The organism is Pseudolabrys taiwanensis, from assembly GCF_003367395.1.
GTDB lineage: Bacteria > Pseudomonadota > Alphaproteobacteria > Rhizobiales > Xanthobacteraceae > Pseudolabrys > Pseudolabrys taiwanensis.
Map to the genome: position 1 here is coordinate 1982900 of NZ_CP031417.1, position 16800 is coordinate 1999699.

The 16800-nt window shown below is 66.2% G+C and carries 16 protein-coding genes; 9 read left to right on the plus strand and 7 right to left on the minus strand.

Annotation, left to right across the window (positions count from 1 at the left end; genetic code table 11):
- Positions 1-29 precede the first annotated feature (29 nt).
- The 8 genes from DW352_RS09540 to upp all read left to right on the plus strand — a co-directional run bounded on the left by DW352_RS09540 (position 30) and on the right by upp (position 8169).
- Positions 30-1184: an ABC transporter substrate-binding protein gene (locus DW352_RS09540; RefSeq protein ID WP_162826881.1), complete on the plus strand. Its 1155-nt coding sequence runs from the start codon at positions 30-32 to the stop codon at positions 1182-1184.
- 94 nt (positions 1185-1278) lie between these two features.
- Entirely contained in the window at positions 1279-2151 is an 873-nt protein-coding gene (locus DW352_RS09545) for a branched-chain amino acid ABC transporter permease (protein ID WP_115690656.1), read from the plus strand.
- Positions 2144-3226 (plus strand): branched-chain amino acid ABC transporter permease, encoded by a 1083-nt coding sequence (locus DW352_RS09550; protein WP_115690658.1) that lies wholly within the window; start codon positions 2144-2146, stop codon positions 3224-3226. The genes DW352_RS09545 and DW352_RS09550 overlap by 8 nt, the downstream gene beginning before the upstream one ends.
- Positions 3223-4023, plus strand: coding sequence for an ABC transporter ATP-binding protein (locus DW352_RS09555; protein ID WP_115690660.1), 801 nt, complete (start codon positions 3223-3225; stop codon positions 4021-4023). The genes DW352_RS09550 and DW352_RS09555 overlap by 4 nt, the downstream gene beginning before the upstream one ends.
- Positions 4016-4780 (plus strand): ABC transporter ATP-binding protein, encoded by a 765-nt coding sequence (locus DW352_RS09560; RefSeq protein WP_115690662.1) that lies wholly within the window; start codon positions 4016-4018, stop codon positions 4778-4780. Before DW352_RS09555 ends, DW352_RS09560 begins: the two co-directional genes overlap by 8 nt.
- A gap of 231 nt (positions 4781-5011) precedes the next feature.
- Positions 5012-6262, plus strand: a complete 1251-nt coding sequence (locus DW352_RS09565; RefSeq protein WP_115690664.1) for a GTP cyclohydrolase II — start codon at positions 5012-5014, stop codon at positions 6260-6262.
- A gap of 92 nt (positions 6263-6354) precedes the next feature.
- Positions 6355-7521 (plus strand): DUF1688 family protein, encoded by a 1167-nt coding sequence (locus DW352_RS09570; RefSeq protein ID WP_115690666.1) that lies wholly within the window; start codon positions 6355-6357, stop codon positions 7519-7521.
- 18 nt (positions 7522-7539) lie between these two features.
- Positions 7540-8169: a uracil phosphoribosyltransferase gene (gene upp, locus DW352_RS09575; protein ID WP_115690668.1), complete on the plus strand. Its 630-nt coding sequence runs from the start codon at positions 7540-7542 to the stop codon at positions 8167-8169.
- 6 nt (positions 8170-8175) lie between these two features.
- On the opposite strand, the gene DW352_RS09580 is transcribed toward upp, so the two are convergent.
- Positions 8176-9570, minus strand: coding sequence for an amidase family protein (locus DW352_RS09580; protein WP_115690670.1), 1395 nt, complete (start codon positions 9568-9570; stop codon positions 8176-8178).
- Entirely contained in the window at positions 9567-10271 is a 705-nt protein-coding gene (locus DW352_RS09585) for a GntR family transcriptional regulator (protein WP_115690672.1), read from the minus strand. Before DW352_RS09585 ends, DW352_RS09580 begins: the two co-directional genes overlap by 4 nt.
- Before the next feature lie 74 nt (positions 10272-10345).
- Here DW352_RS09585 and DW352_RS09590 point away from each other — a divergent pair, with 74 nt between their 5' ends.
- A complete protein-coding gene (locus DW352_RS09590) occupies positions 10346-12079 on the plus strand; it encodes a thiamine pyrophosphate-binding protein (protein ID WP_115690674.1) in 1734 nt (577 codons plus the stop codon).
- A 6-nt stretch (positions 12080-12085) separates the two neighbouring features.
- Here the strand turns inward: DW352_RS09590 and DW352_RS09595 are convergent, their stop codons facing one another.
- The 5 genes from DW352_RS09595 to DW352_RS09615 form a co-directional block, all read right to left on the minus strand.
- Positions 12086-12853, minus strand: coding sequence for an ABC transporter permease (locus DW352_RS09595; protein ID WP_115690676.1), 768 nt, complete (start codon positions 12851-12853; stop codon positions 12086-12088).
- On the minus strand, positions 12850-13623 hold the full coding sequence (locus DW352_RS09600; protein ID WP_115690678.1) for an ABC transporter permease: 774 nt from the start codon (positions 13621-13623) through the stop codon (positions 12850-12852). Before DW352_RS09600 ends, DW352_RS09595 begins: the two co-directional genes overlap by 4 nt.
- A gap of 2 nt (positions 13624-13625) precedes the next feature.
- Positions 13626-14414 carry an ABC transporter ATP-binding protein gene (locus DW352_RS09605; RefSeq protein ID WP_115690680.1) on the minus strand — a complete coding sequence of 263 codons (789 nt, stop codon included), beginning with the start codon at positions 14412-14414 and terminating at the stop codon, positions 13626-13628.
- 2 nt (positions 14415-14416) lie between these two features.
- Positions 14417-15400, minus strand: coding sequence for an ABC transporter substrate-binding protein (locus tag DW352_RS09610; RefSeq protein ID WP_162826882.1), 984 nt, complete (start codon positions 15398-15400; stop codon positions 14417-14419).
- A 452-nt stretch (positions 15401-15852) separates the two neighbouring features.
- On the minus strand, positions 15853-16680 hold the full coding sequence (locus DW352_RS09615) for an enoyl-CoA hydratase/isomerase family protein (RefSeq protein ID WP_210209955.1): 828 nt from the start codon (positions 16678-16680) through the stop codon (positions 15853-15855).
- Positions 16681-16800: the final 120 nt, after the last annotated feature.

Here is a 16800-nt window from a genome sequence, read left to right on the forward strand (position 1 = left end):
ACCATAACAATGAAACCGGGAGGGACAACATGCTCAAGAGGACACTGCTTGGTGCGGTAGCCGCCGGCGCCGTCGCGCTGCCCGCCATGGCGCAGGACGCCTATGTGATCGGCCTCACCGGCGCGCTCACTGGGCCGCCGTCGTCGACCTACGCGCCGGCCGTGGACGCGCTGCGCATCTACATCGACGGCGTCAATGCCCGCGGCGGCGTCAACGGCAAGAAGATCCAGCTTCTCCTCGAAGACGACGGCGCGCAGCCCTCGAAGGCCGCGGCCAATGCCAAGAAGCTGCTCACGCAGGACAAGGCGGTCTTGCTGCTCAATGCCAGCCTCTCGTCGACCTATGCGCCAACGATCGCCGAGAGCAAGAATGCCGGCGTGCCGATCCTGTTCGCGAGTTCGGTGTGTCCGCAAAGCGTCTATCCGCCGGCCGACCCGCTGCAGTTCTGCACCACCGGCTTTGCCGCCAACTACGACAGCCAGGCATCGCTCGATTTCATCAAGGCGACGGCGAAGGGGCCGATCAAGATCGGCTTCTCGGCCATGGCCATTCCGCTGTCGCGCGGCGAGATCGATCATGCCGAGGAGCTGTCGAAGAAGATGGGCATGACGCCGGTCGACAAGGAGGTGATCCCGCCGCCGACCGCGGACTACACGCCCTTCGCCACCAAGCTGAAGGACTCCGGACCGAACTGGGTCTACTCCTGGGCGCCGTGGGTGACGCAGGTGCGCACGTTCGAGGCGCTGCGCAAGCTTGGCTGGCAAGACGATTACGTCGCCTGGGGCCATCTCGAGGCCGAGAGCGAACTCGCGCGCCTCAAGGACGGCAAGTTCTACACCGTCAATTCCAACGCGCTGTTCCAGGAAGGCCTGCCGATCCAGAAGGAGATCGAGGACGCGGCGAAGAAGGCCGGCTCGAAATATCCGGCCGCGACGATGGCCGAGGGCTGGATCGCCGGCATGACGATCGAGGCGGCGCTCAAAGGCGCCGGCTGGCCGGCCGATCCCGCCAAGATCCGCAGCGCGATGGAGAACCTGAAGGTCGACACCAAGGGCCTGCGCGGCGGTCCGATCGAATGGACCAAGGACAACCACTTCCGCACCAAGCTTTATTACCGCGTCTACAAATGGGACGGCAGCAAGATCGCCCGCGTGCAGGACTGGAAGAGCTATGACGTGAAGTGACGCGAGGCTTCTTCCCTCCCCCTGCAAGGGGGAGGGATTAAGAACACAAGCGGCGCGCTCGCCTCACAACCTCTGACGATCTGAAAGTTCTTTCGTGCAGCTCTTCGTCAATATCGTCGTCCTAGCATCGATCTACGCGCTGATTGCCTGCGGCTACGTGCTGATCTACCGGGTCAGCCGCGTGCTCAACCTGGCGCATGGCGAACTGATGATGCTCGGCGCTTACGCCGTGTTGGCGACGGCCTCGCTGTTCTCCGGCCATCCGGTGATGGCGCTCGGCGCGGCCATCGTGCTCAGTCTCGTTGTCGGCGTGCTGGTCTATGTCTTCCTCATGCGCAAGATGACCGGCGAGATGGTGCTCGCCGCGATCCTCACCACCGTCGCGCTCGGCATCCTCATCCGCGGCTTCGTCGTGCTCGTCTGGTCGGCACAGCAGCAATATCCGGCGCAGGCGCTCGGCATTTCCAACCCGTCGCTGACATTGCCCGGCGGCGCGCACATCTCGCTGTGGTCGGCCGCGCTGGTCGGCACCACGGTCGCGGTCTATGCCGCGCTATTCTTCTTCCTCCGCTTCGGCCGCTGGGGCATGCGCATGCGCGCGGCCGGGCAAAACCCGTTGCTCGCCGCGCAGCGCGGCATCAATCTGCACGGCGTCTATGCACTGGCCTGGAGCCTGTCGACGCTGACCGGCGCGCTCGCCGGCATTCTGCTCGCGCTCGATTCCGGGCTGACGGCCACCATGCCGGTGATCGGTCTGAAGGCGTTCCCCGCCGCGCTCGTGGGCGGTCTCGACAGCCTCGTCGGTGCGCTCGCCGGTGCGCTGATCGTCGCCGCCGCGGAAGTGCTGCTCATCTATTACGTCGACCCGCTGCTGTCCGACGTCGTGCCGTTCCTGGTGCTGTTGGCGATGCTGGTATTCCGCCCCTGGGGCCTGTTCGGCACGCGCGAGGAGCTCGACCGTGTTTAGGCCCCTTCCCCGCGCCTCCGGCTACTTCCGCACCGACTACGCCGACGAACTGGCGCTGATCCAGACGCGTGGCGAGCGCGTGAGCCTCGCGATCTTCATCGTTGTCATGACGGCATTGCCCTTCATCGCCTCGCCGTTCCTGCTCGACCTCGCCTGCCAGGTGTTTCTCGCCGCCATCGGCGCGTTATCGCTGATGCTGCTCACCGGCTATGCCGGGCAGATCTCGCTCGGCCATGCCGGGCTCATCGCCGCCGGCGCCTTCACCACGGGCATTCTCGCGCGCGAGATCAACGCGCCGTTCTGGATCACGCTGCCCGCCTCGGCACTCACCGGCGTCGTGCTCGGCCTGATCTTCGGCCTGCCGTCGCTGCGCCTGCGCGGGCTCTATCTCGCGGTCTCGACCTTGGCGCTGCATTTCATCGTCATCTATCTCGGCGGCGAATACGAGACCAAACGCGGCTTCTCGACCGGCATCATGGTCGACAAGCCGGCCATCGCCGGCTTCGCCTTGAACGACGGCCGCATCTGGTACTTCATCCTGCTCGCCTTCGCCGCGGCAACCCTCCTGATCTGCATTAACCTGCTGCGCAGCCGCTCCGGTCGCGCCTGGCGCGCGCTCCATGCGAAGGAAACGGTCGCCGAGGCGCTGGGCATCAGCGTCGCGCGTTACAAGCTGCTCGCCTTCGTCGTCTCGTCCGCCATGACGACCGTGGCCGGTTGCCTGTTTGCCTACTACCGCGGCTTCGTCTCCATCGAGGCCTTCGATCTCTTTCTGTCGATCCAATACGTCGCGATGATCATCATCGGCGGCATGGGCTCGCTCCTCGGCGCGTTGCTCGGCGCCGCTTTCGTCACCGTATTCCCTTATGCGATCGAGTCGCTGCTCAAGTTGCTGCCGAACGTGCAGAGCCTCGCCGCCGACATCTTCGCCGTGAACTACGCGTCCTTCGGCGTGGTGATGATCCTGTTTCTCATCTTCGAGCCGCAAGGGCTCGTCGGCATCTGGCGGCGCGTTCAGGACTACTTCCTGCTCTGGCCGTTCAAGCAAAAGCCGCTGGCGGGAGCGCGCAAATGACCACGCCGCTGCTCCAGGTCGACAAGATCGAGGTCGTCTACAAGCGCGTGATCACCGCCGTGCAAGGCGTCACCCTGTCGGTCTCCGACCGGCAGATCGTCGCCCTGCTCGGCACCAATGGCGCCGGCAAGACCACCACTTTGCGCGCCATTTCCGGTTTCCTCGGCATCGACGACGCGCGCGTCACCGAGGGTGGCATCGGCTTCATGGGCGTGCGGCTGGAGAACCGGCCGCCGCACGAGATCGCCAAGCGCGGCCTGGTGCTGGTGCCGGAGCGCGACAAGGTGTTTCCCAATCTCACGGTGGCGGAGAACCTGATCGCGCCGGTGCCGCGCGCCGGCGCGACCGAGCAGCGGCGGCAGGAAGAGATCGTCTTTCACTTCTTCCCGCGCCTCGCCGAGCTGCGCCAGCGTATCGGCGGCCTGTTGTCGGGCGGCGAGCGGCAGATGTTGGCGATCGCCGCCGCACTCATGTGCCGGCCGCGCCTCTTGCTGATCGACGAGCTTTCCCTCGGCCTCGCGCCGGTCGTCGTCGGCGACCTGACGCGGCGCCTTACCGCCATTCGCGACGAGCTCGGCATCGCCATTCTGCTGGTCGAGCAAAGCGCGGCCACCGCGCTCGAGATCGCCGACTACGCCTATGTGATGGAGAACGGCCGCGTCGTGCTCGACGGCGACCGTGCGCGGCTGAAAGGCCATCAGGACGTGCAGGAGTTCTATCTCGGGCAGACAGGAAGTGCCCGGCGCTCCTATCGCGACGTCAAACAGTATCGCCGCTCCCGGAGATGGTATGGCTGAGCTTTCCGTCGAGCATCTGAGCCTCCGCTTCGGCGGCCTGACCGTGCTGAACGACGTGTCGTTCGCCGTGCAGCCGGGCGAACTGATAGCGTTGATCGGTCCCAACGGCGCCGGCAAGACCAGCGTCTTCAACTGCATCAGCGGCATCTACCGCGGCGATGGCGTCATCAGCTTTCGCGGCCAAAGCCTGATCGGCCGCTCGCCACACGAAGTCGCGCAACGCGGCGTCGCGCGTACGTTCCAGCATGGCGAGCTGTTCGCCGAGATGAGCGTCGTCGACAATCTGCTCACCGGCCGGCACGCGCGCATCGCCACCAATCCGATCGCCGAGATGCTATTCCTGCCGAGCGTACGGCGCGCGGAAGTCGCGCATCGCGCCGCGGTCGAACGTATCATCGATCTCGTCGAGCTCGAGCGCTACCGGCATGCGCGGGTCGGCTCGTTGCCGTTCGGCGTGCAGAAGGTGGTTGGCTTTGCCCGCGCGCTGGCGTCGGAGCCTTCGGTCATCCTGATGGACGAGCCGTCGGCGGGCCTCAACCGCGAAGAACGCGAGGACCTCGCGCGCTTCATTCTGCGCATCAAGCACGAACTCAATATGACGATCATCTGGATCGAGCACGACATGCAGATGATCGCCGACCTTGCCGATCGCATTCACGTGCTCGACTACGGCCGCACGATCGCCGAAGGCGCGCCGGATGCGGTCCTCAACGACCCAGCGGTTCTCGCCGCTTACGTCGGGACGGCGTCGGCCTGACCTGCGGCCTCTGCCGCAAATGCAGGCACCAGAGCAAAGTATTAAGCATCGCACGCACAAGGATTTTGCAGCGCAGTATTTGTCGCCCCACGCCGCATACCGAAGCGACACGCGCCTCACGTTCCTCATCGGTGGGGCTTGAAACTTTCCGCGGAACCCCTATTATATTTTTTTGAAGCCGCTCTTCGGCACCCGCCGAAAGGGGCTTTTTGCTTTTGTGGGGCAAACTGGATGTCCACGAATAAAGAGAGCCACATCAGGCTCACCTCGCATCCCGGTCACCGCGCGCCGGGTCGTTTCCCGATCAAGTGGGGAGCAGCGAACGCACGCGAGCGCGGACCCGTCCTCGCGACCGTCTCCTCTCCGAACGAGCGCAACGCCATCGGCGCGCACGGCGGCTCCTATGCGCTTTACCGCGCCTTGGCCGTCTCGTCCGGCGCGCTGAGCCCGATCGCCCGACCGGATCTCACCAACACAGCGCCGGTGGTCGATATCGGCCCGTTCCCGCAATGGAACGAGCCCGGCCGCATCGTCTCGCTCGATCCCTGGGGCCACCGTGTGGCGCAGGATTTCGCGCAAGAAATCGCCGAAGGCGCCGATATCCGGCCGACCATCGCCATCACCAAAGCGCGGCTGACGATCCCGGAATTCATCGACAAGCAATGGGGCGTGAAGGCCGACGGCGAGATCGTGCGCGAAAGCGGCGACATCGCGGTGACCAAAGCGGCGGTCGATCCCGTCTGGTATCTGCCGGGCATCGCCGAACGCTTCAACGTCAGCGAAGACAAGCTACGCCGCACCTTGTTCGAGCAGACCGGCGGCATCTACCCAGAACTGGTGACGCGTCCGGATCTCACCACGTTCCTGCCGCCGATCGGCGGCATCACGCTCTATATCTTCGGCGATCCGGCGGCGATCGCCGATCCCAAGCGCCGCCTCACCTGCCGCGTGCACGACGAGTGCAACGGCTCGGACGTGTTCGGCTCCGACATCTGCACCTGCCGGCCTTACCTGATCCACGGCATCGCCGAATGCGTGAAGGAAGCGCAGGCGGGCGGCGCCGGCCTCATCGTCTATAACCGCAAGGAAGGCCGCGCCCTCGGCGAGGTCACCAAATTCCTCGTCTACAATGCGCGCAAGCGCCAGGAAGGCGGCGACCAGGCGGCGACCTATTTCGAACGCACCGAATGCGTCGCCGGCGTTCAGGACGCGCGTTTCCAGCAGTTGATGCCGGACGTGCTGCACTGGCTCGGCATCACCCGCATCGACCGCTTCGTCTCGATGTCGAACATGAAGTACGACTCGGTCGTCGCCACCGGCATCGATATCGGCGAACGCGTGCCGATCCCGGACGGCCTCGTGCCGCCGGACGCGCAAGTGGAGCTCGAGGCCAAGAAGGCCGCCGGCTACTACACGCCCGATCACGTGCCGAGCCAAGCCGAGCTCAAGACAGTCGTCGGCCGCAATCTCGAAGAGTTCTGACCATTCCGACAGAGACTCATACGCTCGCAAGCGAGCGGGACGTCGCGCTTTCGCTGTTGTCGGCGGGCGCGGTCCGGGAACACGCGCAGGAAATGCTGTCGCTGGCGCGCGCCGATGCCTTGCCGCATTTCCGTTTCGATGCGGCAAAGCTCAAGGCCACGGCCGACTATGTCGCGGAAGTGATCCGCGGCAATTATCCCGATCTGCGCGTGCCGCTGCATGCGCGCTGGCGGCATTTCGTATTCGGCGGCCGCGACCTGTGGGCTGAGATCGCAGCAAAGACGCAATGGCCGGACCAGGCGGCGCAAGCGCGCGCCGCCTTTGATCTCGCCATCGTCTCGGTGCTGCTCGATGCGGGCGCCGGTCCCGACTGGCGCTATCGCGACGAAGCCACCGGCCTGACCATCGGCCGCTCGGAAGGTCTGGCGCTCGCCTCGTTGCGCATGTTCGAGGCCGGCCTGTTCTCGGCCGATGCGCGCGATCCCTTGCGCGCCGACGCGCACCGGCTCGCCCAACTCAACGCCGCCGAATTGGCGCAGGGCTTCCAGGTCACCGCGAACAATCCCCTCGCCGGCCTTGAAGGTCGCGCCGCGCTGCTGGCGCGGCTCGGCCGCGCCATGGCCGACAATGCGGCCGTGTTCGCCGCGGCGGACGCGGCCCGCGCCGGCGGCCTGTTCGATCATCTCGTCGCGCAAGCCGACGGCAAGACGCTGCCGGCACCCGCGATCCTGCGCAGCCTGCTGCTGCATCTCGGCGGCATCTGGCAGAACCGGCTGACACTTGCCGGCGTGCCGCTCGGCGACACCTGGCGGCACCGCGCCATCAAGCGCGACGATGCCAGCAACGGCCTCATGCCGCTGCACAAGCTGTCGCAGTGGCTGAGCTATTCGCTGATCGAGCCGCTGCAGCAGGCCGGTCTCGCCATTACCGATGTCGACGGCCTCACCGGCCTCGCCGAATATCGCAACGGCGGCCTGCTTATCGACAGCGGCCTCATCGCCCTGCGCGAACCGGACAAGGCGAACGCGCCGCTGCCGGTCGACGCCGAACTCGTGGTCGAATGGCGCGCCCTCACCGTGGCACTGCTCGACGCGCTGTTGCCGCTGGTGCGCGAGCGCCTCGGTGTCACCGCCGCGAATTTCCCGCTCGGCTCGCTGCTCGAGGGCGGCACCTGGGCCGCGGGACGCAAGATTGCCAAAGAGAAGCGCGGCGACGGCGCGCCGCCCCTCACCGTCATCAGCGACGGCACGGTTTTTTGATCGCAAGAGGTTTCAGCCATGAACGGCGTGACGATTATCGATCATCCTTTGGTGCAGCATAAATTGACGCTGCTGCGCGACAAGACGCGCTCGACCAAGGTATTCCGCGAACTGTTCAACGAGATCGGCACCCTGCTCTGCTACGAGGTGACGCGCGACCTGCCGCTCGAAATGGTGGACGTCGAGACGCCGCTCGCATCCATGAAGTCGCCGGTGCTCGCCGGCAAGAAGCTGGTGCTGGCGCCCGTCGGCCGCGCCGGCAACGGCTTCCTCGAGGGCATGCTCAATCTCGTACCCTCGGCGCGCGTCGCCCATGTCGGCGTCTATCGCGATCCGCGCACCTTGGTCGCGGTCGAATACTTCTTCAAGGCGCCGGACGACATGGCCGAACGCCTCGCGCTGATCCTGCATCCGATGCTGGCGACCGGCAATTCGGCGGTCGCCGCCATCGATCGCCTGAAGGAAGCCGGCGCCAAAGCCGTCCGCATCGTCTGCCTGTTGGCGACGCCACAGGCGATCGAGCGCGTGCGCGCGCATCACCCCGACGTGCACATCTGGACCGCCGCGGTCGACGACACGATCAACGAGGCGGGCTTTATCCTGCCCGGCCTCGGCGATGTCGGCGACCGCATGTACGGCACGCGCTGACGCGCGTCACGGCGTCAACGCTTCCATCATCCAGCGGGCCATCGCGACGAGATCGCGATCCTCGCCTTCGAAGCCCATCACCTGAATGCCGAGCGGCGCATCATCGACCGCCAGCAGCGGCAGATTGAGCGTCGGCGCACCGATCGCCGACGACGGGTCGTTGTACCAGGGCGTGCCGAGCAGCGGCTGGCCGAACTGACCTGGCCCGATATGCGCCAATGTGATGAAGCCGTCGACCTTGCCGCGCAGCGCGCGATGTTTCGTCCGTAACTCCTGCTGCGCTGTTAGCGCCCGGCGATAATCGTCCAGCGTCAGCGCCTCGGCCTTGGCGACGTGACCCCGCATGGTGTCGCTCATCGCGTCCGGATGCATGTCGCGGCAGGCCCGCATCGGCGAGCGGATTTCCCACAGCATCAGGTCGAAGAACCATTCGGGCGTGCGTGCCGTCACGTCTTCGTAGGCGGCGAGTTCGTCGCCGGCTTCCGGCGCGACGATCTCGATACCAGCGTTAGCGAGCCGCAGCAGCAACGCCTCGAACGCATGCTTCGAAACGTCGTCGGTCAACGACCAACCGAAGGTGCGTTGCCGCGCGAGCCGCGACGGCCGGCGCGGCGCGGGCAGATCGGGCCCGCCCGCCAGCGGCTGAAGGCCGGGATCACCGCCGACGTCCTGCGTGATCACATGCGCCGACTGCCAGATGTCGTCGAGATGTCCGCCCAACAGGACGAGATGATTGAGACTCGGCGATGGATCGAAACCGCCATGCCGGTTCAAGGCGCCGAAGGTCGGCTTCATCGCCATCACGCCGCAGATCGACGCCGGACGGATGCCCGAGCCGCGCACTTGGCTGCCGCTCGCCAGTGGCACCATGCCGGCCGCGACCGCGGCGGCCGAACCGGACGACGAGCCGCCGGGCGTGCGGCGCAAGTCCCAGGGATTCATCGTCGGCCCCGGCGCCGCCATGGTCAGTTCGGTCGTCACCGTCTTGCCGAGCACGACCGCGCCGCCGCGGCGCAACGCTTCGACATGCGCGGCATCGACCTGCGCCGGCGGCGCATCGGCGAACAGCGCGCTGTTCACCCGTGTCGGAAAGCCCTGCACGTCGAAGCAGTCCTTCACTCCCAAGGGCAGACCGTCGATCAGCGACAATGGACTGCCTGCACGCCACCGCCGCGTCGATGCATCGGCCGCCGCCCGCGCCGCGGCGAGATCGAGACAGACAAAGGCCCGCACCTGAGGCTCTGCCGCAGCGAGCCGTTCCAGGCCACGCTCGAGCAACGCACGCGGCGTATCGGTGCCCGCCGCAAAAGCGTGCCGCGTTTGCGCAAAACACGGCGCGACCATCGCGCCGGGCCGATAGGGCGTCGGCATGCCGGCGGCAAGAAGCGGCCTGCCCGTCATGCGAGGTCCGCGGCAAAGGCCGTGCCCGGCATCACCATCTGATGACACGCCGCTGGCTTGCCGTCGATGTGATCGATCCACCACAATGACAACAACGGCGAGCCGAGCGGCGCCTTCAGCATCATGGCGAAACGCGGTTCGGCAAGAATGGCTTCGATCCAGGCCTTGCCCGCGCGCAGCCGCTTGCCGCGCTTACGCGCCTGCGCCGCGAACGAACGGCCGGAGTCGTCGACCAGCGCTTGCAGCGACGGCAGCACATAGCTCTTCACCGCCATGCGTGCGCGCTCATCGCCGCCGAGCACACGGATGGCGAAAGGCACCTCTATCGCTTCGTCCAGTTGCAACGCCTTGCTCACGACCAGCGGCGGCTTGGCCACACCGCCACGCAGGAAAACGCCGCGTTGCGCCGCCGCGTCGATGAAGGCGCCCCACGGCTGCCGCTTGCGCTCCTGCACGGCGGGCCGCTCGCTCCGGCGCAGGAAGGTGCCGCGCCCCGGCGAACGGGTGATCACGCCCTCGCGCGTCAGCGCATCGAGCGCCTGCCGCACGGTCGCGCGGCTGACGCCGAAGCGCGCGCATAACTCCGCCTCCGACGGCAGCCGATCGCCGGGGCGCAAGCCGCCGTCCTGGATCTGCTCGCGCAGCAGCGCGTCGAGCTGGCGATAGAGCGACACGTCGCTGCGTTTCAAAGTGGCGGCCATCGCGGTCCCGCAAATTGACATATTGTACGTATGACCGTACAGCCTGCCTCGTCACAGCGTCAACGGGGGTTCCGATGTCCGAGCAGGCCGCGCCAGCAACCAATGCCGACGAGGCGCCGCTGTTCGGCAGCGATCCCATCGCCGATCTCCTGCGCCGGCTCGGCCTGCCCTATCTCGCCATCAATCCGGGCGCGAGCTTTCGCGGTCTGCACGACAGCGTGGTCAACCGCCTCGGCAACCGCGATCCGGAACTGATCGTCACCTTGCACGAGGCGCAGGCCGTCGCCATCGCGCATGGCTATGCCAAGGTGACGGGCAAGCCGATGGGCGTCGTGCTGCACGCCAATGTCGGGCTGATGAACGCGGTGATGGCGATCTTCAACGCCTTTGCCGATCGCGTACCAATGCTCATCGTCGGCGCGACCGGCGCGGTCGATGCCGTGCGCCGCCGGCCCTGGATCGAATGGATACACACCAGCCGCGACCAGGCGGCCATGATCCGGCCCTTCGTCAAATGGGACGATCAGCCGGCCTCCACCGGCGCGGCGTTGCAGTCGCTGACGCGCGCATCGATGCTGACGCAGGCAACGCCGCAGGCGCCGGTCTATATCTGCCTCGACGTCGACATCCAGGAGAACCGGCTCAGCCCGAATGCCATCGCGGCGCCCCTGCCGGAGCGCTTCGCGCCGCCGAGCGCGCCCACCGCCAGCGATAACGATCTTAAGCGCGCTGCCGCGATGATCGGCGACGCGCGCCGTCCCGTCATTATGCTCGGCCGGCATCGGCGTACCCAGGAGGCCTGGGATGCGCGCGTTGCGCTCGCCGCAGCGACCGGCGCGCTGGTGATCTGCGATCAGAAATGCGGCGTCGGCTTCCCAAGCGAACATAAGGCCTTTGTCGCGGCGCCGGCGCAATATCCCGATCCGCGCGCGCGCGCCGTTTTGTCCGATGCCGATCTCATCATCAGCCTCGACTGGCCCGATGTCGCCGGCACCTTGACCGCGCGGCCCGATGGCGGACGCGGCGTGCCGACGATCATCGTCTCGCCGGACGAGCGCCTGCACAACGGCTGGTCGCTCGATCATTTTCCGCTGCCCGAGGCCGATCTGCGCCTGCCGATCCATCCCGACGACTTCGTGACGGCCCTCATGCCGCACCTCGACGGACATAAGGCGGCAACCTGGGCGGCGCCGGACAAAGCCCCCTTGTCGCCGCCGGCCACGGGTCAGGTGACCATTGCCGCGCTCGCCGCCAGCGTCGAACGCGCGCGCGGCGACCGCGACATCTGCTACACCCGCCTCACCTTCGGCTGGCCGGACGCACACACGCGCTTCATGCATCCGCTCGATTGCATCGGCTGGGACGGCGGCGGCGGCATCGGCTCGACGCCGGGCATCACGGTCGGCGCCGCGCTGGCGCTCAAGGGCAGCGGCCGCCTGCCGGTCGCCGTGCTCGGCGACGGCGATCTGCTGATGGGCAGCCAGGCGCTCTGGACCGCGGCCGCGCGCCAGCTCCCCGCCCTCTTCATCGTCAACAACAATCGTTCGTTCTATAACGACGTCGAGCACCAGGAGACGGTGGCCAAGCAGCGCCATCGCCCGGTCGAGAACAAGTTCATCGGCATGTCGATCGATGGCCCGCCGGTCGATCTCGTCAACCTGGCGCAGTCCTATGGCCTCAAGTCTTTCGGGCCGGTCACGCGCGTCGAGGATCTCGACGCGGTCGTCGCCGCGGCGTTCGATGCCGCCTGTGCCGGCGCGACGGTGCTCGTCGACGTCCACGTCGCGCCGCCGCCGCCGCGCAAATAGCACGGTCTATTTGATCTCGACGTCGGTGCGCTGCCAGAACACGACGCGTCGGCGCACGAGCTGCAAGGCGCGATCGAGCGCGAAGCCGATCACCGCGATGACGACGAAGGCCGCCATACCGCGCGCGTATTGGAACGACGCCGAGGCGTAGGTCACGAAATAGCCGAGGCCGCGGCTCTCGCCGATGATCTCGGTAACGAGCGTGATGATCAGCGCCACCGGCAGCGCGATGCGCAGGCCGGTGAAAAAGATCGGCAGCGCCGCCGGCACCAGCACGCGCCAGAACACCTGCGCCTGGCTGGCACCCATGTTGCGCGCGGCCCAGATCAGCACCCGGTCGGTCGAACGCATGCCGGCATGGACATGGATCGCGATCGGATAGATGCACTCGAGGAAGATCAGCGCGATGGTCGAGCCGGTGCCGAGGCCGAAGACGAAGATGAACACCGGGTAGAGCGCGATCTTCGGGATCGGATACCCGAAATAGAAGATCGGCTCGATCAGCCGCTCCATCAGCCGCGAGCGCGCCATCAGCGTGCCGATGACGACGCCGCCCACCAGCGCCAACGCGAAGCCGGCGAAGGCGCGATAGAGCGTCACCTGCGCGTGCATGAGAAGCTGGCCGTTGGCGAGATAGATCCAGAGCTGGTCGCCGATGACCGCGAGGCTGGGCAACAGGCGCGGCGACACCAGCCCGAGGCGGACGATCAGCTCATAGACCGCGAGCAGCACAAAGACCGAGTAGTAGCGGCCGAACCAGCGTACGATCATCATCGCCGCATCTCCGTGGCCGCCATCTGCCCGACCAGCACGCGCCGGCCGATCTGCCGCAGCAGGAAGTCGGCGCCGAAGCCGATGATGCCGATGGCGACGATCGCCACATACATGATGTCGAAGCGCAGGTTCTGCTCGGCGAACACGATGAGGAAGCCGAGCCCGACGCTCGACACCACCATCTCGGCGACGAACATCACCACGAAGGACAGCGCAAGGCCGATGCGCAGGCCGTTGAAGATCTGCGGCAGCGCCGTCGGCAGCAGCACGCGCCAGATGATCTGCGCCCGCGAGGCGCCCATGTTGCGCGCCGCCCAGACGTGGACCTTGGACACGGACTTCGCGCCCGACAGCGCGCTGATATAGATCGGGTAGAACACCGACACGGTGATGATGATGATCTTGGACATGTCGCCGAGACCGAACCAGGCGAAGATGAGCGGCAGCGCGGCGATCTTCGGCACCGGATAGGTCAGCGAGATCAGGGGCTCATAGAAGCGCTCGACCGGCCGCAGCGCGCCCGACAGCAGCCCCGTCGTGACGCCGAAGAAAGCGCCGATCGCAAAGCCGGAAAGCGCCTGGAAAAGACTGACGCCGATATGCTGGAACAGCTCGCCGCTGGCCAGCATCGCCATGGTCTGGCGCGCGATGGCCGACGGCGGCGGCAGATAGTCGGGCAGATGCCCGGCGTCGCCGAGGATCTCCCACACCGCCACGATGACCAGCGGCGGCAGCAGGCCGAGCCAGGCGGGATAGCGCTCCTTCGCCATGGTCAGGCGAACTCCGCCCGCGCGCGCAACACCTCGTCGCGCAGCAGATCCCAGATCTGGTTGCGATAGTCGAAGTATTCCTTGCTCTTCTTGACGTCGATGTCGCGCGGCCGCGGCAGATCGATGCGGATGTCGGCCTTGGTCCGCCCGGGGCGGGCCGAGAACACGATCACGCGGTCGGCGAGGTAGATCGCCTCCTCGATGTCGTGGGTGATGAAGATCACCGTCTTGCGCGCTTCGTTCCAGATGGTCTGCAGCTCTTCCTGCATCAGCTCGCGGTTCTGCGCGTCGAGCGCGCCGAACGGCTCGTCCATCAGCAGGATGCGCGGATCGAACGCCAGGGTGCGGGCGATGGCGACGCGCTGCTTCATGCCGCCCGAGAGTTCGGCCGGATAGTGATCGCGGAAATGCGTCAGCCCGACCTTGGCGAGGAGACGCTCGACGATCGCCTTCTGCTCGGCCTTCGAGCGCTTCTGGATCTCGAGGCCCCAGGCGATGTTCTCGGCGACCGTGCGCCAGGGATAGAGCGCGAACTCCTGGAACACGACGCCGCGGTCCGGGCCCGGGCCGGTGACCGGCCGGCCCTCGATCAGCAGGTCGCCGCTTGTGATCGACTCGAAGCCGCCGACCATGTGCAGGAACGTGCTCTTGCCGCAGCCCGAAGGGCCGACAATGGCGATAAACTCGCCCTCCGCGATCTCGAGATTGAAATCGCGGATGGCGTCGACGTCCTTGCCGCCCCGGCTGAATCGCTTGCCGAGGCCACGAACGACAATAATAGGGGCCGACATCGTTACTGCGGCAGGTACGACGTATCGACGATCGGCGTGAGGTCGATCTTCTTGTCGATGAAGCCGGCCGACAGCAGCACGTCCTGCTGCTTCTTCAGGTTGTCGATGTTGGGCCGCAGCTTCATGTCGGTGACGTAAGGCTTCACTTTCATGAAGATTTCGGGCGGCATCACGACGAGCTTGGCATCGAGCAGCGCCTGACGGCCTTCCGTCTGGTGCTCGGCGAGATACTTCGTCACCCCGGCAAGGTCGGAGAGGAACGCCTTCACCGCGGCCGGATGCTGCTTCAGGAACGACGGCTTGGCGTTGACGACGATGAGCTCTTCGTCGAACGGCACGCCGGTCTTGGAGGTGAACACGACCTTCAGATCGCCCTTGGCCAAGGCCGGCTGCGCGAAGGCTTCCACGGCCGCCGCGACGGCGACACGGCCCGAGCGAACCGCGTCGGCGGCGGCAGAGAACGGCACCACCGCCCATTGCACGTCCGTATCGGGATTGAGACCCGCCGTCTTCAGCGCCTGACGCGCCCACAGTTCGACGCCCGTCCGATACGAGAGAATGCCGATGGTCTTGCCCTTGAGATCCTTGATCGAGTTCGGACCGCCGTCGACCTTGCCCAGCCAATAAGTGTGCGCGCCGTTGGCCGACTCGCGGCTGAGGCTGGCGATGATCTTCAAGTCGATGCCGTTCGTCGCCGCGGTCACGGCCGAATTGGCGTTGGTCGAGAACAGGTCGACCTGCCCGGCTTCGAACGCTTTGAAAGCGACGTCGGAGGCGCGAAACTGCGACCACTCCACCTTGTAGGCTTTGCCGTAATTGGGCGCGAGGTCGGGCTTGGCCATCATCAGCCAGAGATTGTCTTCAGCGGCGCTCTGCCGGCCGAAACGGATGGTCGGAATGTCCTGCGCCTGCGCATTGGCGCCGGCCATCACGATGAACACGCCCAACAACGTGGCGCGCACGGCGGCAGATGTAACCCGAAGCATCGACGATCTCTCCCCTCGCGACATTAACAGTGCGTCCGCAGCAGCATGCCTGCGGCACCTTACGTGCCGTCACGCGCGCTTGCCGCAAGCACAACAAGCCGACACGATCGCCTCCACGCGCGATGCACGCGCAGGCGTCGTCATGTCATTGAAGACCCGCACGAGCGGCTGAATTCCCGCAGGGCCCTAGTTTTGAATTACTATACTGATGAGTATCGTTGATGTCATGCCCCTTTTTCGGACGACCACGGTGCGCTTGCATGTTCACAAACCGAGATATTGCAATGCGATAGAAGCGAAGTGGCCGCACGGAGGCTAAGGCAAGAGCAGGTGCTGATTAATCTCGGTGCACGCTGCGTCTTCGTGACGCGCACGATGACGCACCGCAGCACCTAGCGTAGCAACAGCGTGCGCCGGCTTTTGCCCGTCATATAAACGCGGTTGCGCGGCCCTCAGTGGCCGTCGCCACCGCCGACGCTCGGGCTCTGGACGAAGCGTTGCTGCACGAGTGCGAGTTGCTGTTTGCGCTGCGTCATCCGCTCACGATAGGCGAGGATGCGGTCCTTCAATCCCGGCCGCGCCGCGGACATGGTCAAATGCGCCAGATCCTCGGCGCCGTCCCTGGCCCGCACCGCATGCAACGCGGCGACCGTCTCGCGATCGAGCCGCGACGCCGCCGCGCTCTCCCGCGTCAGTAACGAATCGACGTCGGCGCGTGTCACCAGGCCGCTGGCGAGACCGATCGCCAAGGCTTCGTCCGCGCCCAACTCCCGGCCCGAGCGCATGATCTCCCGCCCATGGTCCCGGCCGACTCGGCTGACGAGGCGGCCAATGCCGGCCACTGCGCCGAGGGCGGCGCCCGGGAAACAGAAGCGCGCATCGTCCACCACGAAGCGCCGTTCACAGGCGGCGAATAGATCGGCCCCCGCGCCCCTGACATCGCCATGCGCCAGGGCCAGCGTGACGAAAGGCGCGTTGTAGATGCGGTTGAGCAACATCTCGATGCGAACGAAGCGCAGCAGCAGGTCGCCGTCCGTTTCGGAGTCGAGATCGGACAGATCGAACCCTGTGCAAAACGAGGCGCCCGCCCCGCGCAAACATAGGAGATGCGCGTTGGCGATCGCCGCGGCATCCAGTGCCTCGTGCAGGCATTCGACAAGATTGGCATCGAGCGCATTGCGCTTGGCAGCACGGTCGATGGTCACGACCATCGTGCCGTCGACCGGACGCGTGACGATCAATTCGCTGGCCGGCATATGATCATTGTCGCTGCGAAGCATGAGGTTATCTCTTCCAAGGAACCACGACGTTCGCCCCGCGCGGATGATAACCTCCTCGAGGCTGTGGCGACGCACAGCTTCGCTTCTTGTCGCGGATGCACACAGCTTTTCCTGCGAGGG